Origin of the sequence: Salipiger sp. CCB-MM3, assembly GCF_001687105.1 — a bacterium.
In the GTDB taxonomy this organism is placed as follows: Bacteria; Pseudomonadota; Alphaproteobacteria; order Rhodobacterales; family Rhodobacteraceae; genus Salipiger.
The window spans coordinates 14,319-39,947 of sequence record NZ_CP014598.1; the positions used below are offsets into that span (position 1 = coordinate 14,319).

Consider the following 25,629-nt stretch of genomic DNA (forward strand, 5'->3'; position numbering starts at 1 on the left):
ACATCTGAATACACACGATAAACGGAAGTCATCATGGCCACCGAATTCATCGAACACGTCTGGATCCCCATGGCCGACGGCACGCGCCTGAGCGCCCGGCTGTTCCTGCCCGAGGGCGCCCGCAGCCACGCGGTTCCGGCGGTTCTGGAATACATCCCCTATCGCAAGCGCGACGGCACCCGTGGCCGCGACGAGGCAATGCACGGCTATTTCGCCGAGAATGGCTATGCCGCTGTGCGCGTCGACATCCGCGGTACCGGCGAGTCCGAGGGCCATATGGCCGACGAATACCTCGAGCTGGAACAGGACGACGCCTGCGAGGTCATCGCATGGATCGCGGCGCAGGACTGGTGCGACGGCAACGTCGGGATGATGGGCAAAAGCTGGTCGGGCTTCAACGCGCTGCAGGTCGCGGCGCGGCGGCCTCCGGCGCTGAAGGCGATCATCACCTGCTACTCCACCGATGACCGGTTCAAGGACGACATTCACTTTATGAATGGCTGCCTGCTGAACGACAACTTCTGGTGGGGCTCGATCATGATGGGCTATCAGGCTCGTCCGCTCGATCCCGAAGTGGTTGGCGAAAGCTGGCGCGAGGACTGGCAGAAGCGTCTGGAAACGCTGCCCTTCTTCCCCGCGATGTGGGCCGAGCACCAAAGCTATGACGCCTATTGGAAGCACGGCTCGGTGCAAGAGGATTACGCGGCGATCCAATGCCCGGTGATGGTCGTCGGCGCTTGGGCCGACAGCTACACCAACTCCGTCCCGCGCCTGCTCGAGAACCTTTCGGTGCCCACCCGTGGCATCATCGGGCCGTGGGGGCACGTCTACCCGCAAGACGGCGTGCCTGGCCCGGCGATCGGCTTCCTGCAGGAGGCGGTGCGCTGGTGGGACCAATGGCTCAAGGGCGAGGACAGCGGCGTGATGGAGGAGCCCAAGCTGCGCGCCTACATCAACGATCCCATCGCGCCCGACACCTCGCGCCCCGATCAGCCGGGCCGTTGGGTCGGCTCCGACTGGCCCCTCGCCGAGCCGATGCGCGCCATGCATCTGACACCCGGCGGCGCGCTCATCGATGCACCGGAAGAGGGCGGGCTGCTGCCGATCCGCTCGCCGCAAAGCCACGGGATTGCCTCGGGCGAATGGATGGGCGTCGGTTGCCCGGGTGAGATGCCCGCCGACCAGCGCATCGAGGATGGCGGCGCGCTGGTGTTCGAGACCGAGGTGCTGCAGGACGATCTGGAAATCCTCGGCGTGCCCGAACTGGACCTGCATCTCGCCTCCGACAAACCGGTGGCGCAGGTGGTGGTGCGCCTTGGCGACGTTGCCCCCGACGGCAAGGTCACCCGCGTCAGCTATCAGGTGCTGAACCTCACGCACCGCAACGGCCATGAGACGCCCGAGGCACTGGTGCCGGGTCAATTCGAGACGGTGAAGGTCAAGCTCTCGACCTGCGGCCACCGCTTTGCCGCGGGCCACAAGCTGCGCATCTCGGTGGGCACCGCCTATTGGCCGATCATCTGGCCCGCGCCCGAGGCCGCCACGCTGACCATCGACACCGCACGCAGCCTGTTGCATCTGCCGCAGCGCGCGGGCGGCGATGCGCATCCCGGCTTCGAACCTCCGGCGCATGGTCCGGCCTGCCCGATCACCATGATCCGGCCCGCCAAGCTCGAGCGCCACGTGACCACCGACTATCTCACCGGCGAGGTCACCTATGTGACGAACGGCGAGGGCGGGCTCTTCGGCGAGGGGGTGCTGCGCTTCGACGAGATCGGCACGGTGCTCTCGCACAGCCTGCGCCGCGAGTTGACCATCCATCCCGAGGATCCCACCTCGGCGCGCTACAAGCTGCATCAGGACTATGAGATGGGGCGCGACGGCTGGATGACCCGCTCGTTGCTTGATGGCGAGATGACCTGCGACGCCGAGACCTTCTTCCTCAAGGCCACCATGGTCGTGACGCTGAACGGCGAAGAGGTGTTTGCCAAGACATGGGACGAGGCGATCCCGCGCGCGCTGATCTGAGCGCGGGCAGCAGACAGACAAGGCAAGCGCCGACCCTTCGCGGGTCGGCGTTTTGCGTTTGCGGCCCACGCATACAGAAACGCGAAACGAAGTGTTTCCAAAAAATTAGAGAATATGGCGAAATTGCGGTCTAAGCTCTGGGGGATTTTCTTCTCGGAGGCAGCAGACCGCTGTTCCGGGTCTTTGTCCTGCCGGGTTCGGCGGCCTTTCTACGGTAAGTCATATGCCCACGCTGTATCTGTTTTCCCTCCTTCTCGGCGCGCTGGCATGGAGTGTCGCGAGCCCCTCTTCCAGCGATGACGACACGCCCGAGCCCGAGGACAGCGAGGAAGATATTTCCCTGCTCCTTGGCTCCGAGGGCGACGACGCGCTGGAGGGCGGCGCTGGGGATGACACCCTTGATGGCAGGAGCGGCAACGACAGTCTCGACGGCGGGCCTGGGAATGACCTGCTGATCGGCGGCGAGGGCAATGACCAGATCGTCGGCACGCAGGGCTCGGACACTGCGCAGGGCGGCGCGGGCACCGACATCCTGCTGTTCCTCGACGATGCGCTCGGTGCGCCCGATGTGCTTGACGGCGACGCCGGGATCGACGTGCTCTGGGGCGACGACGGCGACGTGATGACCGGCGGGGCCAACGCCGATCTCTTCATCGTGCCGGTGGGGCAAGAGGGGGCGGCGCCGGTCACCATCACCGATCTCGACTTCACCCGCTTCACCGAGCAGGACGTGCCGGACCGCGTGGTCTTCGTCACCCCCGAAGGCGAGATCATCCCGCGCGCCTCTTTCTTCGACGGCACGCTTGCGGCGGGCATCGGCGACATGCCCGACCGCAGCGGCGCTGGGATTTTCATGAATGGCGATGTGGTCGCGGTGATCGAGGGCTACACCGCCGAGGAGCTGTTCTACGAGACCGTCTGGATCGGCAACTTCGCCCCGGCGCTCACCGGTTTTTACGACGGCGACGACGCGCTCACCGGCAGTCTTGGGCGCGACGAGCTCTTCGGCGGCGCCGGTGCCGACACGCTGGAGGGTCTCGGCGGCGGCGACTATCTCGATGGTCAGGCGGGCGATGATTTCGTCAGCGGTGTCGATGCCGATGGGGCGGAAACGGTGGGCGATACGCTGGTCGGCAACGCGGGCGACGACACGCTGCGCGGCGATGCGGGCGATCACCTTGCAGGGGCCGCGGGCAATGACAGCTATGAGCTGGTGGTGCCGCAGGGCGATGAGGACTTCACGCCGCTCACGCTGCACACCTATGATCTGCAAGGCAACGATGGAGGGCCGGAATTGATCACGTTGATCCTGCCGGATGGGAGCGCGCTTTCTGCGGGCGAGGCCTATCAGAACCTGACCGTCGCCTCGGCGGAGGATGGCAGCGGCGCGGCGCTGGTCTATGACGGCACGGTGCTGGCGGTGATCGACGGGGTGGATGCGGACAGCCTTGGCGATCCGCGCGGCTGGCTGGGCAATCTCGCGCAGGTGACGCCGCTGGCCGCCGCGCCGCCCGCCTTCGAGGGCACGCATATTTCCGTCACCGCCGCCACCGGCACGGGCGAGACGCTGGATGGCGCTTTCTTCGGCGGCAACCTCGTGTTCAGTGTGAACACCGAGAGCGGCCTGCCTTTGGACAATTTCGGCGCGGCGGCGGATGCGCTCGACATCACCCACCTGCGCTTCCCGGCGGGGCAGGGCGACAGCGGCGATCTCGAAGAGGACGGCGACGGCTTCCTCAACATTCTGCAAATGGAGCGCTCGGACGGCGAATGGGCGCTGCGGCAGGAAGTCACCGACATGCTCGACTGGGCGCGCGAGAATGGCGCGCAGGTGACGCTGGTGCTGCCCACCAAGAACTACAGCGTGGCTGAGTTCGACGCGCTGGACGATGACATCGCGCGCTTTGCGCAGACCGTCATGACCGATTACGGCGATGTGGTCGAAGCCTTCGAGATCGGCAATGAATACTGGAGCATGGGGGAGACCGCCTATGGCTCGAAGGCCGATGTCGCCGCCGTCGCACTGGCGCGCGGCATGGAGGATGCGGGCTTTGGCGAAGAGGATCAGGCCGCCATCATCGTGCAGATGGCCTCGCCGTTCTCCGGCTCGGAATACCATGTCTCGGTCGATGACCGGCCCTATCTGCAGCGCGTGCAGGACGCCAACCGCACCATCATCGACCAGCTTGGCACCGAGGCGCGCGAGGCGATCGACGGGGTGGTCGAGCATTACTACTACGACAAGACGGTCACCGAATTCGAAGGCACCAGCGGCGAGATGAACTTCATCAACCGCGACTATGCCGTCTGGGACGAGGAATTTGACAAGGACCTCGACCTCTACATCACCGAATGGAACGTGCGCACCTCAGACACCACCGAAACCGGACTGCGCTCGGCCTCGGTGCTGGTCGAGATGACTTCGACCATGAACGAGCTGGGGGTGGACGCCGCGCATGTCTGGCCGGTGCAGCACAACACGCCGACCGATCTGGCAGGCAAGCAGCATGAGGATGTGATCACCGATGCCGAGGGGCGGGTGCTCAACACGATCAACGGCGCGACCTTCGATCTGATGAGTTCCAGCCTGCCGGGGCTCGAACTTCTGGACACTGACCTTTCAATCGAGGACGGCAGTTTCACCTTCCACGCATGGCAGTCCGAGGACGGCACCGTGGTCTACGTTGCCTCGCGCGCCACTGACACCATCGAGCTGGAGCTCGACCTCGGGGCGCTGGTGCCGGGCTACACCTCCGCCTCGGCGGTGAAGATCGGCGCGGATTTCTCGGCCAACTCCAGCGACGGCGTGCATTACGTGCCGGGCGAGGGCTTTCAGGAGGCCGACAGCCTCCTCGTCAACGGGCAGCGCTATTACATCAACGAAAACGACGTGCGCGCCGAGCTGACCGATATCGCGGTGAACAGTACGACGGTGCAGGTGACGCTCGACCCGTTCGAGGTGATCGAAATCAGCTTCGACACCTCGGGTGTCGATGTGACCGGGCCCGAGACCGGCGGCAGCGCGGGCGAGCAAATCACCGGCACCGCCGGGGCCGACACGCTGGAGGGGGGCGCCGAGGATGACACGCTTTCGGGGCTTGCGGGCGATGACCGTCTCACCGGCGGCAAGGGCGACGACAGCGCCAATGGCGGCGACGGCGACGACCAGCTGCTCGGCTGGGGCGGCGACGATTATCTCAAGGGCGGGGATGGCGCCGATCTGATCTCGGGCAACCAAGGCAGCGACACGCTGGTGGGCAGTGAAGGCGACGACACGCTGACCGGCAATGAGGACGACGACGAGCTGAACGGCATGGTGGGCAACGACAGCCTCTCGGGCGGGGCCGGGGCGGATACGCTCACCGGCTGGGCCGGGCGCGACATCTTCGTGCTCGAAGAAGGTGATCTGACGGGCGGTGACGTGATCACCGACTTCACTCCGGGCAAGGACGTGATCGAAGTGGACCTGCCGGGCATCAACGCGCTGTCGGATATCGCCTTCAGCGCCAGCGACGCAGGGATCACCGTCCGCTTCGGCAGCCAAGGCAGCCTGCTTCTGCAGGGCGACCTGCGCATTGCCGACGTGAACGCCGCGCGCAATTTCACCTTCGTCTGAGGCGCAGCGAAAAAGGCTGTCCCCGCGGGGACAGCCTTTTTTGTGGGGTGCGCAGGATCAGAACGTGGCGCGCAGGCGGAAGCCGATCTGGGTGTAATCGTCAAAGCTCTCGAAGCTCGGCTGCACGCGCATGATGTTGCCGCCCAAGCGCCAGTTCTCGTTCAGCGCCGCCTCATAGAACGCCTCGACCGCCCATTCGTCCTGCAGGTTCACGCCATAGGCATCCAGCGCCTCACCCAGCTTGTCGGACCAGTCGTAGCGCGACCATGCGAGGCCCCAGCGGTCGCTCTCACGCCCGGCGAAGGGGGCGTTGCCGCCGACGCCGACGAGATAGAGCGCATCGAGCGGGTTGGGGTTGCCATCGCCAAAGCCGACCTGACCGAAGACGCCCCAGCCCTGCATCGGGTTTTGCGGGTTGCTCCAGAGGTACTGCTGGAAGCTGATCCCGGCATAGCTCACGCCCTGCTTGCTGCCGGCGAAACTGTCGTCATCGGGCGACAGCAGCAGCGATTCATAGTCCGTGCCTTTCTTGGTCGAATGCACGAGGTTGAGGTTGTAAAACCCCGGCTGGCCATTGAGCGCCGTCGCGAAGGTCACCGTGCCGTTATAGACCGCGCCATCGTCGAACAGATTGTCCCAGAAATCCTCGCCCTGCGCGTTGTTCGGATCATAGACGAAGAACGAGAAGATCATCGGATCGGTCTTCACCGCCAGCATGCCGCCGAACACATAGGGCGGCAGCACGAAGTTGCCGGGCGCCGCAAGGCCGGTGTACTGGAAGCCGCCCTGTCCCTGCCCGCCGATAAGCGGCGTCTGCTCGGCCAGATCAATGACGTTGAACTTGCCGAAGGTCAGGTTGGTGCTGGGCGAGAACTGCTGCGTCACAGTCAGCGAGAGCGTGGTGTTCTCATTGGCGGTGGCGCGCGGCAGCGCGGCGAAGACGTTGGTCGGCCAGATCACCCCGCCCTCGCCGAAGCCGACGAAATCGTCGCCATCGTTATATTCGAGATGGGCGCTGACCGAGCCGCCGTCCCAGATCTCGCCGTAGGACATCTTGATGTCGGCGCGCCAGCTGTAGCGCCCGTCGTCATCGGCGTCGCCCTCGATGGCCGCATCCGCATAGGTGGTCAGACCAAAGCTGAACTGCGGCCCGCCCTGCTGCGCGGTGGCGGCGAGCGGTAGGGCGGTGGCGGCGAGGCTGGTGGCAATCAGGCAGAAGGGAAGGGACGGGCGCAGGGGCATGGAAATATCCTCTTTCCTGAGGTGACTCTGACTTTGAAAAGCGTCGGCCCGGGATGGATTTCGCGCGCTGCCGAGGCGGAACTCGCAAGAAACATGATCTAGAAATATATGATTTCGCTGAGTTAATTCGCGGTGCGAAATCCCTGTCAAAAGGATTTCACAGCCGCGTGAAAAAAGCAATTCTGTATCTACCCATGCGCGAATGCGGGGCGGAGATGTGGCCTTATTGCCGCTACGTCACCCTTGGTCTTTTCGGCTCGCGAGACCGGGCAAAGGGGTCTGCGGCAGCGGGTGATCTCCCAGTGCGGCCTGCTGTGCGGCGCGGCCCGCAGGTAGCTGCGCCAGTTCGCCAAGGCGCAGCGGGCGAACGGGCGTGCGAAGCCGCAGATGGCCCAGTTCGGACGGCGCGCGTCCGGTCTCATCGGCCATGATCTCGGTCACGCTGGTGGCGCACATGCGGCCCTGACAGGGGCCCATGCCGCAGCGCAGGTAGGTCTTGATCTGGTTCGGTCCCGGTGCGCCGAGCCGCGCCGCCTCGCGGATGGCTTCGGCGCTGATCTCCTCACAGCGGCAGACCAGCGTGTCGCCGCGCGGGGCGAGCAGAGCGGGCGGCGGGGCGAACCAGCGGTCAATGAAGGCGCGGCCAAGATCGGCTTTGCGCCATGCGCGCAGCGCTTCGGCGTGGCGGGACGGATCGACCGGGGCACCCAAATGCGCCAGCGCCGCCAGTGCGGCGCGCCGCCCGGAGGGCAGGGCGCGGTCGGCACCGCCAATCGTCGCGCCATCCCCGGCAAGAAAGAGGCCGGGCAGTGCGGTGCTGCCATCCTCGCGGGCCTCGGGTTCGAAGCAGCGCAGCACCGGGTTCCAGCGGGTCGGAACGCCCGCGGCGGCGGCGAGATGCAGCGAGGGGATGACGCCCGCATGCAGCAGCACCATCTCTGCGCCGATCTCCCGCCAGCGCCCGCGCCGCTTCCAGCGCAGCGCTTCGGCGCGGGTTTCGCCGCGCACCTCAAGCGCCTCGGCGCCCGAGATCACCCGGACATCGCGGCGCACCCGTGCCATCAGCGCGGCGCCCTTGCGGAACCCGTCAGAGCGCAGAAAGCCCGGCAGGTGGCGCAGCGCGGTGCGGCGGGTTTCGGACGGCGTCTCGATCAGCGCGGCAGGGCGCAGACCCGCGCGCAGGAACTGGTCGGCGAGCAGGTAGAGCAGCGGGCCGATCCCGGCCAGAACCACCCGCCCCTCGGGCAGCAGGCCGCCGCTTTTGAGCGCGATCTGCGCGGCGCCAGCGCCCATCACGCCGGGCAGGGTCCAGCCGGGCACGGGCAGCGGGCGCTCCTGCGCGCCGGTGGCGAGGATCACCGCGCGGGCTGTCAGCAGATGCGCGGCCCCATCAAGGGTGAGCCCGATCCGGCCGCCGCCCTCGGCCTCCGGCATGACACCCCAGACCGAAACACCCGGCACATGCTGCGCGCCGCTTTTGGCAAAGGCTTCGGCCAGTGGTGCGCCCTTGGCGTAGTCCGGCCCGAGCAGCGCTTTGCGCGGCTCCGGGGCCGCGCCGATCCCGCGCCAGATCTGGCCGCCCGCCGCCGGGGCCTCGTCGAGCAGCAGCACCTCGACGCCCGCCGCCCGCGCCTCGAGCGCGGCGGCCATGCCTGCGGGCCCGGCCCCGATGATCACCAGTTCGGCGGTGTCCGGCAGCGTGCGGCTCATTGCGGCGCCTCTGGGAGAATGCTGGGGAGGATTTCGGGCGCACCGGACTGGCGGGTGACGCGCATGCCGGGCGTGACGGTGACCATGCAGGCCTGCCGGTTGGCAACGCCGTCGATGGTCACGAGGCATTCGAAGCAGACGCCCATCAGGCAATAGGGCGCGCGCGGCGCTCCGCTGACCACGCTGCCGCGGAAGTGCTGAACTCCGCCCGCCAGCATCGCAAGGGCCACCGTCTCGCCGCGGCGGGCGGCAAGGGGTTCGCCGTCGAGCAGGATCTCGATGGTGTCTTCGGGGGGCAGGGGATCACGCCGGAACATGGAACCTCGCGGAGGAAAACGCCGAAGGGCCGATCTGCTGCGCCCCCTCGGCGATCTTTGGCGCGACGCGCAGGGCGTGCAGCGCGGCGAGGGTGACGCCGCTGTGACAGAGCACCAGATAGGCGCCGGGGTGGTGGGCCGAGTGGTCGTAGATCGGCGCGCCATCCAGCGGCTTCACCCGAAAGCCGGTCCAACTGCGGACAACGCCAAGCTGCGCCAGCGGCGGGTAGACGCGGATGGCGCGGGCGCCGAGCAGCGCCGCGATCTCGGGGTTGCCGGAGATCTCTGCGGTGTCGCCCTCGTCGCTGTCGCCGATCAAAACGCTGCCCTCGTCGGTCTGGCGGATGATCGCGCTGAGAAACGGCAGGCGGCCCGAGACGCGCTCGGTCACCACGATCTGCCCGCGACTGTGCTTGAGTGGCGCGCGCAGGCCGACCATCGGGGCCAGCGCCTCCGTGCCGGTGCCTGCGGCCAGCACGACGCGCGGCGTGGTGATCTCACCCCATGCGCCTTTGAGGCGGAAGCCGCTGGACAGCGGTTCGATCCGCTCGACGATGCGCTGCGCCTGATAGGTGACGCCCGCTGCCGCCCCGGCGCGGTGCAGGGCGTGGAACAGCCGCAGCGCGTTCACATGGCCATCGGCGGAGCTATGGGCCCCGCCAACAACATCCGGGCCGATGCCGGGGATCTCGCGCAGCAGTTCGGCTCGCGACAGGCTGCGCCATGGAGCGCCTTCGCCGCCGGTCTCTTCGGTGATCCGGGTCATGTCGGCGGTGATCTCGTCGAGTTCGCGCGGCGAGAGCGCAAAGCTGTAGCCGCCGGGTTGGTCGAGCGCCACGTCAAGACCGCTGCGCGCCGCAAGATCGCGCGCGAAGGCGGGCCAAAGCTTGGCCGCCTCATACGACCAGCGCGCATAGGCCGGATTGCCGAGCCCCTTGCCCGAGACCCAGACGAGGCCGAAATTGGCGCGCGAGGCGCGGGCGGAAAGATCCGCGCCATCCAGCACCAGCACGCGCTGCCGCGCGGCGGCCAGCCCGAGCGCCAGCGCGCTGCCGACGAGACCGCCGCCGATCACCGTGATGTCGTGCTGCTGCATGGGGTCCTCTTGCGGGATGGCTTTGCCAATGCTTTTCCCGCCCAGAGTCGGGCTTGTCCAGCCGCGATCAGCGCCGCCAGCGCAGCAGCGACAACTCGTCCTGCGCTTCGGCCTCGCGCTTTTCGGCGGCGCGGCGCTCTTCGGCGAGACGCTTGAGGCGCAGGATCTCATAGGTTTTTTGTTCGGCCAGTGCGGCGCGAAGCTTTTCTTCGGAGCGGGCCAGTTCCGGTGCGAGCTTTGCGGCATCGCTGGAGATGCGGTCGACCTCGGCGCGGATGGAGCGGATGAACCGCCCGAGATAGGGCGCGCCTTCGAGCCCGTCGATGCGCGACTCGCCCGACAGCCGGTCGAGCAGGGCGGTCTTGTCGTTTTCGAGCTTGTCCATGCGGGCACGGATCGCGCCGGTCTCGGCGGCCTGCTTTTCGGTCTCGAGCGACTTGAGGCGCTCCATCACCTCGAGCGCGCGCAGGCGGCGGCGGACGGCCTCAGTGGCCATTGGCAGGAGCCGGCGCGTCCGGCGCATCGGGCACCGGGCGTTCGCCGCCAAGCTTGCGCCGCATGGCCGCGAGCAGATCTGCGGGGAAGCCGTTGCCGGAGGGGGGGATCTCGGTAAACGTGCCGCCGCGCGCCGCCGACATGAAGCCGGGGTCTTCCTCTTCCGCCTCGTCCTTCGGAGCGCCCGCAGCAAAGGCGCCGCCCGCGAGCAGCGCCAGAAGCAGGGGCCCAAGGAGGGCGAAGGCGGCGCTGCGCGTCATGCGGCGGGCAGTTCCTTCTGCGCGGCCTCGACCTCGTAGAAATCGGGCTGCATGCGGGTGGGAATGTTGCCGCGGCCGATCTCGACGCAGATGCTGGGCGGATGATCGGCGACCATGGCGACAAAGATGTCGCGGATGATGTGGTAGAAGGCGGCGTCTTCGTCTTCGATCTGCGTCAGACGGCCCGAGATCGGCTGCACCATGCAATAGGCGAGGAACACGCCGAGGAAGGTGCCCACCAGCGCGCCGCCGATCATCGCGCCGAGGATTTCGGGCGGCTGGTCGATCGAGGACATGGTCTTGATCACGCCCAGAACCGCCGCGACGATGCCGATCGCCGGCAGACCGTCGGCCACCTGCTGGATCGCATGGGCGGGGGCCATGGCCTCGTGGTGGTGCTTCTTGATCTTGCGGTTGATCACATCCTCGGTCTGGTACTTGTCGTCGAACTGCATCGACAGCATGCGGAAGCTGTCGCGGATCAATTCGATGGCAAAGTGATCCGCCGCGATACGCGGGTAGCGCGCGAAAATGTCGCTTTCCTTGGGGGATTCGATGTGGCTGTCGAGCGCGAGGATGCCCTTGGCCTTATAGATGCGCGACAGTTCGAACATCAGGTTGAGAAGGTCGGTGTAATCCTTGGTCTTCCACCGCGGGCCCTTCATCACCTTCACGATGCCCTTGCCCGAGCTTTTGATCACCGAGAAGCTGTTGGCGATCACGAAAGAGCCGATCGCCGCGCCGCCGATCATCATGCCTTCGAAGGGCAGGGCGTGCAGCACGATGTCCATCTTGCCGCCCGACAGGATGAACCCGCCGAACACGAGACCGAAAACGAGGGCGAGGCCGAGTATCAACGTCATGGATGGGATCTCTGCTTGGGCTCTTGTTGCCGGAAAACGCCGGTGCTCATGTCCAAGCATAAGTAAATTTGACTTTTGTTCAAGTATAATCAAGAATAGATCAGGAAGTCGAAGAACTGTTCGGGGCCTTGATCATGAAAGCCGAAAAACTCGCTTATTTCTTCGAGGCCTGCGAGCTGCGCACGGTTTTCGCCGAGTGGCCCGAAGAGATTGGATTGGCGCTGTGCCTTGATGAGGCGGGCACCTGCGAGATGCTGTTGCACCATCACGACGAGGGGGCCGCGGTCCTGCGCAAGGCGGCGGCGGTGCTCGATGCGCCGAAGGGCGGCTTTGCGGTGGTGCCGCCGGTCGAGGGCTATCCGACGCGCCGGGTGCTATTTTCGGACGAGCAGAAGCTGCTCAAGCTGGTGGCGGGCGAGGATGACCTTGCCGAGATGGCCGAAGACTATCTGATCAACTACCGCTTCGAGAAAGAGCGCAAGGCGCGTCCCGCGCCTGCCCCTGCGCCCGAGCCCGTCGCTGCCGCGCCGAAACCGGCGGAGCCCTTCCGCTGGCGCCCGAGGCTGCATTTTTCAGAGCCCGCGCCCAAGCCCCTGCGCCGCCGCAAGCCGCAGGCCAGCGAGATGCCTGAAGGCTATGCTTCCGCCGAGGTCGTGCGCGATGCCGATTGCCAGTTCGTCGAGGCCGAGATCAGCCTTGGCTACCGCGGTGTGCGGGTGACGCTGGCACCGGAACTGGTGACGATCACCGCCCGCACCGTGCTGGTCGAAGAGGTCGGGTTTCGCGATGACTTCTCGCGCTTCGTCCTGCCGCGCAAGGCGGTGGCGGGCTGGAGCGCCGGTGAGCCGCTGGTGATCGACATCCCCGAGGCGCGCTTTCCCGCAGGGCTGCGCCAGCGCTTTGCCGCGTCGCCGCGTCTGGCAGAGGTCACGGTGACGGATCATGGGGTGTTCGTCGCCCCCGGCGCCATCGTGCCGCCGCCCGCGCCCGAGCCAGCGGCGGAAGAGATCGCGCCGCAGCCGCTTGTGGCGCCGCGCAAGACCCGGTCGCGGCGCATCCTGTCGCCGGTGCGTGTGGCGCTGGCCGCGCTCGTGGGGGCCGGGCTGATGACCGGCACCATGATGGACGCGGTGGAACTGCCGCTGGCCTTCGACGCGCCGATGTTCGATCTCGCCTTCGACACTGTGCCGGGAACCGAGAAATGAAATGCGCGGTGATCACGCCGGTCGGTCCGGGTCACGAAGCGCTATTTGAGCAGGTCTGCGCGCCCTCCGTGGCGCAGGCCAAGGCCTTTGACATGGGGCCGTTCGCCGAGGTTCATCACTTCATGATGGATGACACGGCGGGCCGCTATGGCCGCTCGGCCCGGCGCAACGAGGCGCTGCAGCGGGCGGTGGCGGAGGGCATCGACTGGGTATTCTTTCTCGACGCGGACGACGTGCTTACGCCCAACGCGTTTGAGGCCTTTGGCCGGGTGATCGCCGCCGAGCCCGAGCTCGACGTGGTCTGGGGGCTGATCTGCACGCTGGAGCCCACCGGGGAGCCGGAACTGCGCGAGGGTCAGCCCGCCACGCTGGACAGCCGCGCTGAGTATCTGGCGGTGGCGCCCTACAACGCGGTGCAGATCGGCGGCTTTTACCGCACCGGCCTTGCGGCGCGGATCGGTTTCGACACGGCGCTCGACACTGGCGAGGACTATAATTTCTATTGCCGCCTCTGGGCCGAAGCGCGCTGCGCCAAACGGCCAGAGATCTTCTTCCTCAACAAGCGCGGCATGCATTCCACCGGCCCGCGGTCGGCCACCGGCGCGGACTGGAGCCGCGCGGTCGCGCTGCAATGGCGGGCGCAGTTGGCGCAGGTCCCGGTCTGGGCCGAGTTCGACGACGGGCAGGGCACTCCGGTGCGGATGCGCCTGACCGACCCGGCAGATGCGATCCAGCACAGCTTTGTCGAGGGGCATTTCTACGGCGCGGAGTCGCTCGCCAAGCTCAAGAAGCTGGTCAAGGCCGAGCGCCCGCGCATCGCCGAGGTCGGCGGCAATGTCGGCAACCACCTTGTCTGGTATGCGCGCAACCTCGCGCCCGAGAAGATTTACCTGCTCGAGCCCAAACCGGTGCAGTCCGAGGCACAGTTGCTTGCAGAGAACATCACGGCGAACGGCCTCGACACGCTGGTGGAGCGGCTGCGCCCGGCCCCCGCCGAAGCGCCAGACGCCGCGCCCATGCCGATGATCAGCACCGGCCTGATGACCGCCCCCGCGCGCCGTTCCGAAGCGCCTGCGCTTGACGATTTGCTGACCAAAGAGCGGATCGACCTCGTCAGGATTGACGCCAAAGGCATGGAGCTTGATGTGCTTGCCGGCGCGGCGGATCTGATTGCTCGCGACCGGCCGGTGATCTGGATCGAGGTCCTGCGCGAGAACATCATCGGCTTTGCCCAAGGCTGGTGCCGCAAGGCCGGGTATCGCATCGCCGACAGCACATTCGCCGCAAGCAGCACCGAATATTTCGCGATCCCGAAGGAGAGCTCATGAGCACCCAAGTCCTCTCGCGCAAGGAAAAGCGGGCCATCGCGGCCCGCGGGGCCAAGCTCTATGGGGTGGGGGGCGATGCGGCTCTGGCGATCCATCAGGCCTATCAGCTGATCAAGGCGGGCCAGCTGCCGGAAGCCTGCCAATTGGTCGTGCCGCTGACCCGTTCGATCCCCGACAACCCCCACCCTTGGGTGATCCTTGGCATGGCGGCGCTGAAGCGGCGTGAGGCGCAGACCTCGAAAGCGTTCTTCGCCAAGGCCGAGGAATCCGCGCCAAAGCTGATGGAAGTGCTGACGGGCTTGGCTAAGTCGCATTTCCTCTGCGGTGAGCCCGAGCCGACGCTGAAATACATGGCCGCAGCCTTTCAGGCCGGGAACCGCGAAGTTCCGATGATGAAGCTCTATCTGAGCCTGATGTCAAAGGCCGCCCGCGTGCCGAGAGCGGTGGAAGTGCTCGGGCCGATTGCCGAAAAGATCGACGATCCGGAACTGACGTTGGAGATCGGCACGCAGCTTGCCGAAACCGAGGACGGCAAGTCGGCGTCGGTGAAATGGCTCGAGCGCGGCTACCAGCTGTCCCCGGACACCGATCAGGGCAAGATGGCGCGGCTGTCGGCGCTGTTCCACGCCGGGCGTATGGTCGAGGCCGAGGTGTGGGCGCGCGAATTGCTGGCGGGCGAGTTCAGCGCGCGCGAAGTGGTGATGGTGATTCTGCTGGGCGCGCTGCGCTTCCAGTCGCGCCATCAGGAACTGATCGAGCTGGCCGAGGGCTATGAGTTCACCGATCCGGCGTCTTATGCCCGTTCGCGTGCCTTTGCCGCCAACGCCTATCTCGATGCCGGCGATTACACCGAGGCGCGCCACGCCTATCTTGAAGCGATGCATATGGTGGCCGAGCTTGAAGAGCCCGCCCGCGCCTATGGTACCTTCTGTTTCTCGCTGGGCGATTACGAGGAGGGTGTGCCGAACTACTTCCGCCGTCATACGCCGAACTACCGTGCGACGGTGCCCGCCGAGAACTCGGAGAAAGAAAGCCTTATGGCGCAGGACCGGATCCTGCTCATTGGCGAGCAGGGTATCGGCGACCAATTGGCACTGCTGGCGCTGACCCGCGTGCTGCCGGTGAAGGAGGGCTGCGAGGTGATCTTTGCGGCGGACCCGCGGCAGGTTGATATGCTGGACGGCAACGCGCTGGGGCTGAAGGTCGTTGCGAAAGACGACCTCGGGGTGACCGTCGAAACCCCGGCAAAGGGGCAGGCCGTCGCGCTTGGCGATTTGGTGCGCTTCATTCCCGACCACCCGGCAGCGGCGCGCCGCGGCAGCTATCTCCGGCCCGACCCGCGCAAGGTGCGCGAGATCCGTCAGCGCTATGCCGCGCTTGCGGGCGATCGTCCGATCTTTGGCATGGCCTGGGCCGCGCGCAGCCTGATCGGCTACCTGCGCTCGGTGCCGCTGGAAGAGATGGTGCAGCTGCTGCCCGAAGGCGCCTTTGTGGTGAACCTGCAATATGGGCGCACCGACGAAGAGATCGCCGCGGCGCGGGCCGTGCGACCGGATCTGGAGTTTTACACCGATCCCGAAGTTGACCAGATGAGCAATCTGGCGAGCTTCGCGGCGCAATGTGCAGCGGTCGAGCGGGTGGTCACCATCGACAACACCACGGCCCATGTCTGCGGCGCACTGGGTCATCCCGAGACACATGTGCTGGTGCCCACCGGCTCGGAATGTATGTGGTACTGGGGCCGCGAGGCGGAGATCGATCCTTGGTACGGCGTGCTGACGCTGCATCGTCAGCAGCGCGCGGGCGATTGGAGCGCCCCGTTCGAAGCGCTGCGCAAGGTCTGCGCCGCCTAAAGCGGCGCGTCACCCTCCAGAACATAGCCCTGCGCACGGATCGTCCGCACGCGCAGGGCATCGCCGTAATGCTCGGCCAGCTTCTTGCGGATATGCGCGATATGCACGTCGAAGCGCCGGTCGCCATAGCTCCACTCGGTGCCCTCGACCTCGGCGGCGAGCGCCGGGCGGCTGATGATCTCTCCGCGCCGAGCGTTCAGGCAGCCAAGAATGCGTTCTTCAAGCGGCGTCAGCCCAAGCTGCACTAAGCGTGCGGCGCGCTGCCCGGTGTGAGAGACGCGCTGCAGCCGGACCGAGAGCCTCGCCTGCAACTCCGAAGGATCGTGATCGGCGCGCAGCGCGTCATCGGCGCCGGCGGCAAAGATTTCGGCGGCACCGCGGGGCCGGTTGCCATGGTCAATCGCAAGGATCACCGCATCGGGCGCGTGCCTGCGGACGCCAGCGATCAACGCAAGCATGTCGTTGTCGCGCGCGCCATGGGCGGAGAGCCCGACAATCATCGCGGTCAGCGGCACGCCGGGCGCAATCAGATCGCGGGCTTCGGCGGGGCGGGCGCGGCGCAGCACCCGCCGCGCCCCGTTCAGCGCAAGCAGGTCGGCCCATGCGTTTCGGCGCGCGGTATCGCGCTCCACCACCGCAGCAAATGACGCACGCTGGGTCATGCGTCACCTCCCGGACAAAGTTTTGTCAAAAAAATTCCCATGAACCAACGTCAACTCTTTTTGTTCAACCTAGATTAACCTTAGTTTCCTATTTGCCTCATCAGGAGATGCTCAAGAAGAGACAAGGGAATGGGTAAAGTGTTGCATGGGTTTCTGTCGCGAGTCTTTCGTTGGCGGCGGGTCGAGGAGGCACCGCTTTCCGAGGAGTCATATTCGATGCTGGTCTGCCGCGAAACAGGAATGCAAAAACCTTTGTTGCGCCGACACTTGCAGGAAGTATTGGGCATGACCCCAGAGCAATACCGCAAGAAATGGCGCCTGCCTGAGGAAACTCCCCTTGCGTCGAAGGCTTATATTGACCGGCGGGAAGCCGCTCGAAACATGGAGTGTGAAGGTTAAATTCCCCGAGAGACAAGAATCTCTGTAAGGTAAAAGTGCAGTCCCCGTCGCCGGGCACGTCTGGTCAAGAACAGACTACATGAAGAACGGACCTCAAAGTACAGACAAGGACGGACAGAAGACCGTCTGGTTCCGGCGATGCGAACGCAGAAGACGATTGGCAGGATGGTAGAATGAACGGACATGACGACTCTCAGGATATGGTCGCCCGTATCGTGGCGGCATACGCTTCGCGCCCCGATGTGAGCCCGGATGAAATCGTAAGCCTTTACCGGCGCTTGACCGGTGAAGTTCATGAAGCGCCGGTCGAAACCACGGCGCCTAGTGCCGAAGGCGGCCTGCGTCCGGCTCTGCCGGTCGATCAGGCGGTGACCGAAGACAAGGTCTATTGCCTGTGCTGCGGCCGCGGCTTCAAGATGCTGAAGCGCCACCTCGGTGCCGAGCATGGCATGACCGAAGCGCAATATCGCGCAGCCTTTGGTCTGGCCGAAGACTTTCCGCTGGTGGCCCCGAGCTACTCGCGCAAGAAGGCCGCCCACGCCAAAGAGGCAGGCCTCGGGAAATACGACCGCGCCGTAATGGCCGGGCAGGAGTAACACGGCACCATGGCAGGCAGGAACGAGCAAGCGATCATCATCAAGAAGGTCGAGGAGAGCGGCGGTCACGGCCATCACGGCGGCGCATGGAAGGTGGCTTACGCCGACTTCATGACCGCGATGATGGCGTTTTTCCTGCTGCTCTGGATCCTCGCCGCGTCTGATGAGGAAAAGCTGCGCGGGCTTGCCGACTATTTCACGCCCAGCCTGTCCGAGGCCGGGGGCCGGGGTGAGGGCCTGCTCGACGGTATGGTGCTAGCCGAGGATGGCGTGATGAGCGGCACCGACGGGCCGCATACGCCGGTGCAACTGCCCAGCTTCGGCCAGGAGAACCCGCTGGCGGTCTTCGACAGCCGGTTGCGCGACGTGGACTCGCAAGTGGTGGTCGAGTTTGACAGCCGCCCCGAGGGCGAGCAGGACAGCCAGACGATCAACACCGGCGAAAACGGCGTCGCCGATGGCGTGGCCGCAGCGCAGGCCGCCGCCGATGCCGCCGAAGTAGAGCGCGCCGAGCAGGACTGGCAGGAGACTCAGGACCGGCTCGAGGAAACCATCACCGATCGCGTCGCCGAAGACCCGCAGCTTCAGGCGCTGCAGGACAACCTGCTGTTCGAGCGCAGCGCGGATGGGCTCGAGATCCAGATCGTCGACAAGAACAGCAGCTCGATGTTCGCCACCGGCAGTTCGCGGATCGAGGCGCGCACGCGCGATCTGCTGCGGATCGTGGCCGAGGCCATCGTCGATCTGCCCAATGAGATCACCATTTCGGGGCACACAGACTCGGTGCCCTACACCCGCGCGGGCACCTATTCGAACTGGGAGCTTTCCGCCGACCGGGCCAATGCCACCCGCCGCGTGCTGGTCGACACCGGCGTGAATCCGGCGCGCATCAGCCGGATCTCGGGCCTTGCGGACACTGCCCCGCTTGATGGCGAGCACCCGGACGCCCCGGAGAATCGCCGTATCAGCGTCACATTGCAGTATCCCGCCGCGGCGCAGCCTTAATCCTCTGGGCGAGCACCCCAAGACGGCGCAAATTTTCACCATATCTAGTGTTCGATTTGCAGCACTACGCCGCATATCCACACGTAATTTCCCATATGTTAAGGAAACTCCGAGGGTGTGGAAAGCGCTAGCATCGGCGAATTCCCCTTTCCATTTGATCAAGAATCGCGCAATTACAGCGCTTTAACGCAGCCTAGCCATCACCCGCATATAGAGTCTGAGAACGTCAAGAGACCTATATCTAGCGGCTTGGTTAACATTTGGTGGGTATGCGGAGATCCTCTCAAAACATACTGTGAACTCGGGGAAAGACTCACGGGGCACGGGTAACGATCATGCGTAGTGGCGATGTACTTACACTTATCTGGCGGGACGGCGTGTCTCTGCCAGCCAAGGGCTATGGTGCGCGCTTTCAGGCGGCCTTCACCGCGATCCTGCCGGTTCGCGTGGCGGTTCTGCAGGCGGGTGGTGCATGCACGCGCCCGCTGGTGATGGCGGATGAGCTTGAGCTTGCGCCAGCGCTTCCGCTGGGGGATGTGCTGGTCGAAGAACTGCCGATCGAGGTGCCCTATGGCACGATGATCGTGATGCTGCCCGAAGGATCTCGGTCCTTTTCGGAGCAACTGGGTGAAGCTGTGGGCGAGGCGCTGCTGTTGGCGCAAAGCCTTGGTGGCGTGCCCATGGAGCATGAGACCGACGCGCTTTACCTGATGGCGCATGCGGCGGCGCGCCGTGCCGCCGCGCTGCGGCTGGAAGGGCATCGCGTGGATGCGCAGCGCTTCAGCATTGGTCTGGGCCGCTGCCTGGGGCGTCATTGGCTGGCGGACCGTCGCTCGCTGCTGCCCGATCCCGCGCTGTTCGCGCGCCCGGATTTCCTTTGGCAGCGGCAACTGTCCGTCTACCTCGCCGATCTGGACCCCGGGTTCTCGGCGCCGGATCCGTTCGATGTTCCGGCGGATCTGCTGCAGGTGTCCGACACGCCGCTGCGTCTTGCCGATTGGGCCGGGCGCACCGAGACCATGCTGCGTGCGGTGATGGGAGCCCCCGAGCGCGAAGATGTGCCGTTGCAGAGCAGCCTCGCGACCCGGTTTAACCTTCAATAAATCATTATATTCTTCCGCCGGTTGAAGAACTGTGGTTACTTATTCTTGCAGGCAAGAATGAGTTGGGCGTTTCTTCATGATGTCCATGACGTACCAGGCGGCGATGCGCGAGCCGTTCCTCGATGTAGAGCAGGAACGCAGCGCAATCTGCAGCTGGCAGGATAGCGGAGACCGGAAGGCTCTGGAGGTGCTGTTGCGCTCTCATGCGCGGCAGGCGTGGTCTCAGGCCGCGCGGTTCACCGACAACCCGGTGCATCTGGAGGATCTCGCAGCGGAAGGGATGCTGGGGCTGATCAAGGCCGCCGATTGCTTTGACCGCAAGCAGGAGGTGCGTTTCTCGACCTATGCGGCATGGTGGGTGATGAATGGCATCTCGAGCGCTCTGTCGCGGATCAAGGCGGTGATCGATATCCCGGCACGTACCTTTCTCGATGCGCATTCCGGGCGTCTGCCGGAAGAAGAGCGCGCGCTCATCCGTCTTGCAACGCAGGGTATGGTTGCGCTCGATGGCGGCGACGATGACGAAGACCAGCGCCCCCGCGACATCCTCGTCTCCGCCGAACTGGGGCCGGAAGACCTTGTCTCGCAGCAAAGCGAGCGAGCTATGCTGACCCGTCTTCTGGCAGACGCGCTGGCCCCGATGACCCCGGAAGAGGCCGAGGTGATCCGCCGCCGCCGCCTGCAACCCGATCCGGAACCTTTCGGCAGTATTGCGCGCGATCTCGGCGTGTCGCAGGACCGGCTGCGGCAGGTGGAAAAGCGAGCGATGCTGAGGCTGCGCCGCAACCTTATTGACCGGGGTTTTTCACGGAACGTTTTGTCATGATCAATTTGCTCAGTGCCATCGGCGTGGCGACGCCCACCGATGCGACGAACACGGCTCAGGAGGCTGAGGCCGATACGCCCTTCGCCGGACTGCTTGCGCTGCTCGACGGCGAGGCGGCGACGGAAGGGGAGGAGGCCGAGGAGGGCGCGCTGTCCGATCTTCTGGCCGAGACCGAGGCGGCTCTGGCCGATCCCGATCTGAGCGACGCCGAGATCGCCGACATCCTTGCGCCGCTTCTTGCGCGCCTCGGGGCTGAGCTGGCAGCGAACCCGGCGCTGATGGCGCGGGTCGAGGCCATGGTGGCAGACCTTGGCGATGCGCAGGCCGAGACCCTTGAGGCAAGCGCCGAGACCGAAGAGGCCGAGACACCGTGGCGGCAGCTCGCGGAGGGCGTGTCGGACCTGCAGGATCTGCTCGACGGCTCCGAAGAGATCGAGGGCGACGGTGCGGAGCTTGCCGTGCTGCTGAGCCACGTTCTGGATGTGGCGGCGGAGATGACGCAAGAGGTTGCGCGGCCTTTCAGCCCGGTTCTCGTGGGGCTCGACCAACTGGTCGCATCACCGCTGCGCGGCGCGGTGATGGTGCAAGGCACCGATGCGCCGCAGGCGGCGGCGGATCTGACCGACCTGGCCACGGAGCAAGTGCAGGACACGCCGGCGGACACAAATGCCGAAACCGGCGAGCAGGGGGCAGAGACCGGCACCGAAGAAGCCCCGGAGTTTGGCACGGACACGCAACGTGCGGCGCAGACCTCTGCCGCCGCCTTCGCTCCCGCCGCTCTGAGCGGTGGGGACGCGCAGCTACGGATGGCGCAAAGCACGACCTTGCAGGCGCAGGCGACGCCTTTGGCCCCGGTGTCGGCCATGCCGATCGCCGCGAGCGCCATGGCCGCCTCGCAGCTTGCTGGAAACGCACCGCAAATGGCGGCGCCGCAAGGGCAGGAGATCATGGGCCAAATCCGCGCCAACCTGCGCGACGATGGACAGATCAAGGTCGAGCTGAAACCCGAAGGGCTGGGCAAGGTCGAGATTTCGCTCGGACCGGATGAGGCGGGCAAGATGCAGGTGGTCGTGCGGGCCGATCAGGCGGCGGTGTTGTCGGCGCTGCGCGCGGACCGCGACGGGCTGGTCGCCATGCTGCGCGACGCCGGGCACGCGGTGGAGGATGGCGCGCTCAGCTTCTCTGACCTTGGCGGCGATACCGGCGCGCAGGGCGGAGCCAGCGGCGGATCCGACAGCGGCTTTATCACTTACGGGACCGCGAGCGACGAGGCCTCCGGCCTTGCCGAGGCGGCGCAGACAGAAACCCTCCGCCTGCCCGAGGGCAGCGTGGACATCAGGATTTGACGGGAACGGTTCACCATGGCGATTGATCCATTCGGCACGACCACCACAAGCACCACGACCACCTCGGCAAGCTCCTCGATGAGCCAGCTTTCCGAGGACTACGAGAGCTTTATCACCCTGCTGACCGCGCAGATCGAGAACCAGAACCCGCTCGAGCCGATGGACAGCACGACGTTCATCTCGCAGCTGGCGCAGCTCAGTCAGGTCGAACAGTCGGTGGCGACCAACTCGAACCTCGAAGGCATCGCCTCGCAGCTGGCCTCAATGGGTGCGATCACCGGGCTTTCGCTGATCGGGCGCTCGGTGGTGGCCGCGACCGATGAGGTGACGCTGGAGAGCGATGGCGCTTCGGCGGAACTTTCGTATGCGCTGGCATCGGACGCCGCGAGCGTGACGATGACGATCAGCGCCGAGGATGGCACCGTGCTGCGGACTTACACCGGGCTCGAGACCTCATCGGCCGAGCGCCAGGCCGTCACTTGGGATGGGTTGGATTACGAAGGTCTGCCGCTGCCCGCGGGCAGCTATACGGTGAGCGTCGAGGCGCTGGACACCGACGGCAACACCATCGCTTCGCAGACCTACGCGCCGGCGAAAGTCGCCAGCATGACCTATGAAGACGGCCTCGCCACGCTCCATTTGGAGAATGGCGACACCGTGCTTGCGGGGGCTGTCGAAGAAATCCTCTGATGTGGCGCGCGCTCCGGACCGTCAGGTCCGGGGCACGTCGGCCTTCACCAAAGACAGGAAGAGGACTTCGGAGACATCGTCGCCGAAGTCCTTTTTCAGATCTGCGGACAGGGCTTTCGACAACTCACCGGTGTCGATGTTCACGCCCTTCATCGTCGGGCCGTCTGCAGCGCGATGCATCGAGGTCAGGATCGCGTCGCGCAGTCGCGAGGCGTTCTCGGCCACGTTGAAGGTGACGGCGGTCTGGCTGTCACGCATGGCGACGCCGACTTCCGAGACCACATAGGTGATGCTTTCGGCGCGGTAGACCGGCACGCTGATCTTGCCCAGCGTCACGACACTGGAATCGCCCAGACGATCCTCGGTCAGCACGCCCGGCGGCGTTTCGGCCTCGGCCTTGATCTCGGTTTCCCGATGCGCGCCATTGTCGGCGTGCTCATTGTGCTGCGGCGTTCCGATCGCACCGCCATCCTCGGGCGAGGTGGCGTGAGCGGGGGCCTCGGTCGCGAGATCGTCGAGGATCTGCTCGGCCTCGGAAGGGCCGGCTTCTGCCGTCTGCTCTTCCTGCGGATGCGCAGCGGGGGCCAGAGCTTGTCCGGCACCATAGCCCACGGCCCCAAAAATAAGGGGCAGCGCGGCCAGGGCGATGTATGATTTCTTCATAACGAAGTCCCGCAGTTTCTACTGTCAGGGTCCGGTATGGCCGACGATTCGGGCGAGAGTTTTCTCAAATAGCGGCGTTAATCCGGCCACTTCGCACTCAATACGGCAGGATTACGTCCATGACGTCTTCACCATATCCGCGCGTCTGTTGGCGGCTGACCGAGCCCCGACCGCCATAAGAGATGCGCGCTTCGGCGATCTTGTCGTAGGGGATGGCGTTGGTGCGGTCGATGTCCTGCGGGCGGATGATGCCGGTCACGCGCAGTTCGCGCAGCTCTTCGTTGACCTTCACCTCCTGCCGGCCCGCGACGACGAAATTGCCGTTCGGCAGTTCCTGCACCACCAGCGCGGCCATGCGCAGGTTGATGGTCTCTTCGCGGTCGATCGAACCAGAGCCAGAGGCGCCGGTGGTCGAGGTGATGTCCACAATATTGTCGCCGGAGGGCAAATCGTCGGGGCCGACGCCGGGCAGGATCTTGTCGATCTGCGTGCCGTAGCCAAAGAAGCTGGGGAAGCCGAGCGTCGAGCCGCCCGTGCGGGTCCGGTCCGACTCGTTGCTCAGCGAGGCCTCGTCCTCGATTTCGACGAGGATGGTGAGGATGTCGCCGATCTGCGTCGCGCGCTGATCGCCGAAGAAGCCGGACGAGCCGCGCTCCCACAGCGAGGCACCCTCGGCACGGTAGGGGATGCGGTCGGGCTTGGGCGGCGGCATCGGGATGTTGACGCTGCGCGCCTCGGCCAGCGTCTGCGGATCCAGTCCGACCCGGCTCACTTCGGGGTCACGGTCGAAAGCGGGGCTGCCGCAGCCAGCCAGAAGGCCGAGCGCGGAAACGGCCATCAGGCCATGGCGAAGCGGGGTCATCGGATCACCTCCACGAGCCCCTCTTGGCGCGCAACGGCGACGAGAGGGGTGTTGCTGACGAGATTGACGATGCGCACATCCTGCCCGCGATGGGCATCGGTGAGCGCACGGCCGGGGGCGGTGACCACCAAACGACCGTCGTCATAGAGAATATTCACCTTGTCGCCGCGGCCGATGACCAGCGGCTGCATCACCGATTGGGTCATCACCGGACGGCCCTGCGCCAGCATCCGGCGCACCTGCATCCCGGCCAGCCCGTCGGGGTTGGTCACGGTGAAGGCGCCGACACGGCTCAGCGGCATGTCCACGATCTTGATGTCGGCCTCGGTGATCAGCTCGCCCGGCATCAGGCGGCGGATCGGCACCGGCAGGCTTTGGGTGGCGACGACAAAGCCCTGCAGCCGGTGGGTGACACCTTCATCGGTAACCGCATTGGCGAGAAACTGGCCGCTGTCCCGATCCATCCAGAAGGCCGAGATCATTTCGGCGTCTTCGATCTGCGCGCCCTTGAAACGCACCCGCAGGTCCGCCGCCGCGGGCAGCGCTTCGGCCCAGCTCATCCGGGCCTGCTCTTCGATGAGCACCGCAGGGTCTTCGGCCTGCGCGGCAAGCGGTGCCAGCACGAGCGCGACCAGAAGCGCGGCGAGGTGCAGAACGGGGCGGGCCATGGCTTACCTGATCTGGTTGGCCGCGGACATCATCTGATCAGCGGTCTCGATGGCCTTGGAGTTCATCTCATAGGCGCGCTGCGCCTGAATGAGGTCGGTGATCTGCCGGATGATGTCGACGTTCGAGCTTTCCAGATAGCCCTGACGCAGAATGCCGACGCCCTCATCGCCCGGCACCGCCGGGATCGGATCGCCCGAGGCGACGGTGGCCTCCAGCAGGTTGTTGCCCAGCGGGCGCATGCCTGCATCGTTGACGAAGGTCGTCAGCGTCAACTGCCCAACCTCGACCGGGATGGTGTCATCGCCGACATAGGCGCTGACGATGCCGGTCTCACTCACCTCGATCGACACGGTATCATCGGGCAGCACGATCCCGGGGTCGATCTCGAACCCCTGCTCGTTGACGATCTGCCCCTCGGCGGACAGGCGAAACGAGCCGTCACGGGTATAGGCCTGCGCGCCGTCGGGCATGTTCACGGTGAAATAGCCGCGCCCGTCGATCGCCATGTCGAGTTGGTTCTCGGTCTGCGCCAGCCCGCCTTGGGTGTTCAGCCGAACCGTGCCCGCGGTGCGCACACCAAGGCCGATGTCGAGGCCGGTGGGGCGGGTGTTGCCCTCTTCGGCGGTCACCGCGCCTTCGCGCGCGACGTTCTCGTAGATCAGGTCGGTGAAGCTGGCGCGCGACGCCTTGAAGCCCGTGGTGTTGGCATTGGCGATATTGTTGGAGATGACGTCGACGTTGGTCTGCTGCGCCATCATGCCGGTTGCGGCGATCCCGAGTGCCTTCATGGTCGTC

24 protein-coding genes are annotated in these 25,629 nt (G+C 65.7%); 12 read left to right on the forward strand and 12 right to left on the reverse strand.

Features of this window, described 5'->3' with window-relative positions; all coding sequences use genetic code 11:
* The first annotated feature begins 33 nt into the window (after positions 1 to 33).
* Both AYJ57_RS21960 and AYJ57_RS21965 read left to right on the forward strand, forming a co-directional pair.
* A complete protein-coding gene (locus tag AYJ57_RS21960; protein WP_066111085.1) occupies positions 34 to 2,028 on the forward strand; it encodes a CocE/NonD family hydrolase in 1,995 nt (664 codons plus the stop codon).
* 223 nt (positions 2,029 to 2,251) lie between these two features.
* On the forward strand, positions 2,252 to 5,644 hold the full coding sequence (locus AYJ57_RS21965; protein ID WP_083191466.1) for a calcium-binding protein: 3,393 nt from the start codon (positions 2,252 to 2,254) through the stop codon (positions 5,642 to 5,644).
* A 57-nt stretch (positions 5,645 to 5,701) separates the two neighbouring features.
* On the opposite strand, the gene AYJ57_RS21970 is transcribed toward AYJ57_RS21965, so the two are convergent.
* The 7 genes from AYJ57_RS21970 to motA form a co-directional block, all read right to left on the reverse strand.
* Positions 5,702 to 6,886 carry a carbohydrate porin gene (locus tag AYJ57_RS21970; RefSeq protein ID WP_066111088.1) on the reverse strand — a complete coding sequence of 395 codons (1,185 nt, stop codon included), beginning with the start codon at positions 6,884 to 6,886 and terminating at the stop codon, positions 5,702 to 5,704.
* A gap of 237 nt (positions 6,887 to 7,123) precedes the next feature.
* On the reverse strand, positions 7,124 to 8,596 hold the full coding sequence (locus AYJ57_RS21975; protein ID WP_066111091.1) for an FAD/NAD(P)-dependent oxidoreductase: 1,473 nt from the start codon (positions 8,594 to 8,596) through the stop codon (positions 7,124 to 7,126).
* The gene (locus AYJ57_RS21980) at positions 8,593 to 8,913 is read right to left on the reverse strand and encodes a (2Fe-2S)-binding protein (protein WP_066111094.1); all 321 of its coding nucleotides are present in this window, start codon (positions 8,911 to 8,913) and stop codon (positions 8,593 to 8,595) included. Before AYJ57_RS21980 ends, AYJ57_RS21975 begins: the two co-directional genes overlap by 4 nt.
* Positions 8,900 to 10,009, reverse strand: a complete 1,110-nt coding sequence (locus AYJ57_RS21985) for an NAD(P)/FAD-dependent oxidoreductase (protein ID WP_066111097.1) — start codon at positions 10,007 to 10,009, stop codon at positions 8,900 to 8,902. Before AYJ57_RS21985 ends, AYJ57_RS21980 begins: the two co-directional genes overlap by 14 nt.
* Positions 10,010 to 10,076: 67 nt before the next feature.
* Positions 10,077 to 10,505: a flagellar FliJ family protein gene (locus tag AYJ57_RS21990; protein WP_066111100.1), complete on the reverse strand. Its 429-nt coding sequence runs from the start codon at positions 10,503 to 10,505 to the stop codon at positions 10,077 to 10,079.
* Positions 10,495 to 10,764 (reverse strand): hypothetical protein, encoded by a 270-nt coding sequence (locus AYJ57_RS21995; RefSeq protein WP_066111104.1) that lies wholly within the window; start codon positions 10,762 to 10,764, stop codon positions 10,495 to 10,497. The genes AYJ57_RS21990 and AYJ57_RS21995 overlap by 11 nt, the downstream gene beginning before the upstream one ends.
* Positions 10,761 to 11,627, reverse strand: coding sequence for a flagellar motor stator protein MotA (motA, locus tag AYJ57_RS22000; RefSeq protein WP_066111107.1), 867 nt, complete (start codon positions 11,625 to 11,627; stop codon positions 10,761 to 10,763). Before motA ends, AYJ57_RS21995 begins: the two co-directional genes overlap by 4 nt.
* A gap of 134 nt (positions 11,628 to 11,761) precedes the next feature.
* Here motA and AYJ57_RS22005 point away from each other — a divergent pair, with 134 nt between their 5' ends.
* Genes AYJ57_RS22005 through AYJ57_RS22015 form a run of 3 tightly spaced genes read left to right on the forward strand, consistent with a single transcriptional unit; the run spans position 11,762 to position 16,013 of the window.
* Positions 11,762 to 12,832, forward strand: coding sequence for a hypothetical protein (locus AYJ57_RS22005; protein ID WP_066111110.1), 1,071 nt, complete (start codon positions 11,762 to 11,764; stop codon positions 12,830 to 12,832).
* Entirely contained in the window at positions 12,829 to 14,160 is a 1,332-nt protein-coding gene (locus tag AYJ57_RS22010; protein ID WP_066111111.1) for an FkbM family methyltransferase, read from the forward strand. Before AYJ57_RS22005 ends, AYJ57_RS22010 begins: the two co-directional genes overlap by 4 nt.
* The gene (locus AYJ57_RS22015) at positions 14,157 to 16,013 is read left to right on the forward strand and encodes a hypothetical protein (RefSeq protein WP_066111112.1); all 1,857 of its coding nucleotides are present in this window, start codon (positions 14,157 to 14,159) and stop codon (positions 16,011 to 16,013) included. Before AYJ57_RS22010 ends, AYJ57_RS22015 begins: the two co-directional genes overlap by 4 nt.
* On the opposite strand, the gene AYJ57_RS22020 is transcribed toward AYJ57_RS22015, so the two are convergent.
* The gene (locus AYJ57_RS22020; protein ID WP_066111113.1) at positions 16,010 to 16,675 is read right to left on the reverse strand and encodes a response regulator transcription factor; all 666 of its coding nucleotides are present in this window, start codon (positions 16,673 to 16,675) and stop codon (positions 16,010 to 16,012) included. The two genes, AYJ57_RS22015 and AYJ57_RS22020, sit on opposite strands and share 4 nt — an antisense overlap.
* A gap of 129 nt (positions 16,676 to 16,804) precedes the next feature.
* On the opposite strand from AYJ57_RS22020, the gene AYJ57_RS25710 reads away from it, so the two are divergent.
* The 7 genes from AYJ57_RS25710 (at position 16,805) to AYJ57_RS22050 (ending at position 22,640) form a co-directional block, all read left to right on the forward strand.
* Complete coding sequence (locus tag AYJ57_RS25710) at positions 16,805 to 17,074, forward strand: MucR family transcriptional regulator (RefSeq protein ID WP_083191468.1); 270 nt, start codon at positions 16,805 to 16,807, stop codon at positions 17,072 to 17,074.
* A gap of 173 nt (positions 17,075 to 17,247) precedes the next feature.
* Positions 17,248 to 17,670, forward strand: a complete 423-nt coding sequence (locus AYJ57_RS22025; protein ID WP_066111115.1) for a MucR family transcriptional regulator — start codon at positions 17,248 to 17,250, stop codon at positions 17,668 to 17,670.
* 9 nt (positions 17,671 to 17,679) lie between these two features.
* Positions 17,680 to 18,675, forward strand: a complete 996-nt coding sequence (locus AYJ57_RS26580; protein WP_066111117.1) for a flagellar motor protein MotB — start codon at positions 17,680 to 17,682, stop codon at positions 18,673 to 18,675.
* 377 nt (positions 18,676 to 19,052) lie between these two features.
* Entirely contained in the window at positions 19,053 to 19,778 is a 726-nt protein-coding gene (locus AYJ57_RS22035) for a hypothetical protein (RefSeq protein WP_066111119.1), read from the forward strand.
* 76 nt (positions 19,779 to 19,854) lie between these two features.
* On the forward strand, positions 19,855 to 20,604 hold the full coding sequence (locus AYJ57_RS22040; protein ID WP_066111122.1) for a sigma-70 family RNA polymerase sigma factor: 750 nt from the start codon (positions 19,855 to 19,857) through the stop codon (positions 20,602 to 20,604).
* Positions 20,601 to 21,950 carry a flagellar hook-length control protein FliK gene (locus AYJ57_RS22045; RefSeq protein WP_066111124.1) on the forward strand — a complete coding sequence of 450 codons (1,350 nt, stop codon included), beginning with the start codon at positions 20,601 to 20,603 and terminating at the stop codon, positions 21,948 to 21,950. The genes AYJ57_RS22040 and AYJ57_RS22045 overlap by 4 nt, the downstream gene beginning before the upstream one ends.
* Before the next feature lie 15 nt (positions 21,951 to 21,965).
* Positions 21,966 to 22,640 carry a flagellar hook assembly protein FlgD gene (locus AYJ57_RS22050; RefSeq protein ID WP_066111125.1) on the forward strand — a complete coding sequence of 225 codons (675 nt, stop codon included), beginning with the start codon at positions 21,966 to 21,968 and terminating at the stop codon, positions 22,638 to 22,640.
* 21 nt (positions 22,641 to 22,661) lie between these two features.
* Here AYJ57_RS22050 and AYJ57_RS22055 read toward each other — a convergent pair whose 3' ends face one another.
* The 4 genes from AYJ57_RS22055 to flgG form a co-directional block, all read right to left on the reverse strand.
* The gene (locus AYJ57_RS22055) at positions 22,662 to 23,303 is read right to left on the reverse strand and encodes a hypothetical protein (RefSeq protein WP_066111127.1); all 642 of its coding nucleotides are present in this window, start codon (positions 23,301 to 23,303) and stop codon (positions 22,662 to 22,664) included.
* Between the two features lie 97 nt (positions 23,304 to 23,400).
* A complete protein-coding gene (locus AYJ57_RS22060) occupies positions 23,401 to 24,165 on the reverse strand; it encodes a flagellar basal body L-ring protein FlgH (RefSeq protein WP_066111129.1) in 765 nt (254 codons plus the stop codon).
* Positions 24,162 to 24,833, reverse strand: a complete 672-nt coding sequence (gene flgA, locus AYJ57_RS22065) for a flagellar basal body P-ring formation chaperone FlgA (RefSeq protein ID WP_066111131.1) — start codon at positions 24,831 to 24,833, stop codon at positions 24,162 to 24,164. Before flgA ends, AYJ57_RS22060 begins: the two co-directional genes overlap by 4 nt.
* A gap of 3 nt (positions 24,834 to 24,836) precedes the next feature.
* Complete coding sequence (gene flgG / locus AYJ57_RS22070; protein WP_066111133.1) at positions 24,837 to 25,622, reverse strand: flagellar basal-body rod protein FlgG; 786 nt, start codon at positions 25,620 to 25,622, stop codon at positions 24,837 to 24,839.
* Between the last annotated feature and the right edge of the window lie 7 nt (positions 25,623 to 25,629).

Coding starts and splice junctions, on each gene's coding strand:
- AYJ57_RS21965 (WP_083191466.1), top strand. CDS start 2,252: ATGCCCACGCTGTATCTGTTTTCCCTCCTTCTCGGCGCGCTGGCATGG.
- AYJ57_RS25710 (WP_083191468.1), top strand. CDS start 16,805: ATGGGTAAAGTGTTGCATGGGTTTCTGTCGCGAGTCTTTCGTTGGCGG.
- AYJ57_RS21985 (WP_066111097.1), bottom strand. CDS start 10,009: ATGCAGCAGCACGACATCACGGTGATCGGCGGCGGTCTCGTCGGCAGC.
- AYJ57_RS22055 (WP_066111127.1), bottom strand. CDS start 23,303: ATGAAGAAATCATACATCGCCCTGGCCGCGCTGCCCCTTATTTTTGGG.
- AYJ57_RS22005 (WP_066111110.1), top strand. CDS start 11,762: ATGAAAGCCGAAAAACTCGCTTATTTCTTCGAGGCCTGCGAGCTGCGC.
- AYJ57_RS21975 (WP_066111091.1), bottom strand. CDS start 8,596: ATGAGCCGCACGCTGCCGGACACCGCCGAACTGGTGATCATCGGGGCC.
- AYJ57_RS21980 (WP_066111094.1), bottom strand. CDS start 8,913: ATGTTCCGGCGTGATCCCCTGCCCCCCGAAGACACCATCGAGATCCTG.
- flgA (WP_066111131.1), bottom strand. CDS start 24,833: ATGGCCCGCCCCGTTCTGCACCTCGCCGCGCTTCTGGTCGCGCTCGTG.
- AYJ57_RS21970 (WP_066111088.1), bottom strand. CDS start 6,886: ATGCCCCTGCGCCCGTCCCTTCCCTTCTGCCTGATTGCCACCAGCCTC.
- AYJ57_RS21995 (WP_066111104.1), bottom strand. CDS start 10,764: ATGACGCGCAGCGCCGCCTTCGCCCTCCTTGGGCCCCTGCTTCTGGCG.
- AYJ57_RS22015 (WP_066111112.1), top strand. CDS start 14,157: ATGAGCACCCAAGTCCTCTCGCGCAAGGAAAAGCGGGCCATCGCGGCC.
- AYJ57_RS22050 (WP_066111125.1), top strand. CDS start 21,966: ATGGCGATTGATCCATTCGGCACGACCACCACAAGCACCACGACCACC.
- AYJ57_RS21960 (WP_066111085.1), top strand. CDS start 34: ATGGCCACCGAATTCATCGAACACGTCTGGATCCCCATGGCCGACGGC.
- AYJ57_RS26580 (WP_066111117.1), top strand. CDS start 17,680: ATGGCAGGCAGGAACGAGCAAGCGATCATCATCAAGAAGGTCGAGGAG.
- motA (WP_066111107.1), bottom strand. CDS start 11,627: ATGACGTTGATACTCGGCCTCGCCCTCGTTTTCGGTCTCGTGTTCGGC.
- flgG (WP_066111133.1), bottom strand. CDS start 25,622: ATGAAGGCACTCGGGATCGCCGCAACCGGCATGATGGCGCAGCAGACC.
- AYJ57_RS22040 (WP_066111122.1), top strand. CDS start 19,855: ATGATGTCCATGACGTACCAGGCGGCGATGCGCGAGCCGTTCCTCGAT.
- AYJ57_RS22025 (WP_066111115.1), top strand. CDS start 17,248: ATGAACGGACATGACGACTCTCAGGATATGGTCGCCCGTATCGTGGCG.
- AYJ57_RS21990 (WP_066111100.1), bottom strand. CDS start 10,505: ATGGCCACTGAGGCCGTCCGCCGCCGCCTGCGCGCGCTCGAGGTGATG.
- AYJ57_RS22045 (WP_066111124.1), top strand. CDS start 20,601: ATGATCAATTTGCTCAGTGCCATCGGCGTGGCGACGCCCACCGATGCG.
- AYJ57_RS22010 (WP_066111111.1), top strand. CDS start 12,829: ATGAAATGCGCGGTGATCACGCCGGTCGGTCCGGGTCACGAAGCGCTA.
- AYJ57_RS22060 (WP_066111129.1), bottom strand. CDS start 24,165: ATGACCCCGCTTCGCCATGGCCTGATGGCCGTTTCCGCGCTCGGCCTT.
- AYJ57_RS22020 (WP_066111113.1), bottom strand. CDS start 16,675: ATGACCCAGCGTGCGTCATTTGCTGCGGTGGTGGAGCGCGATACCGCG.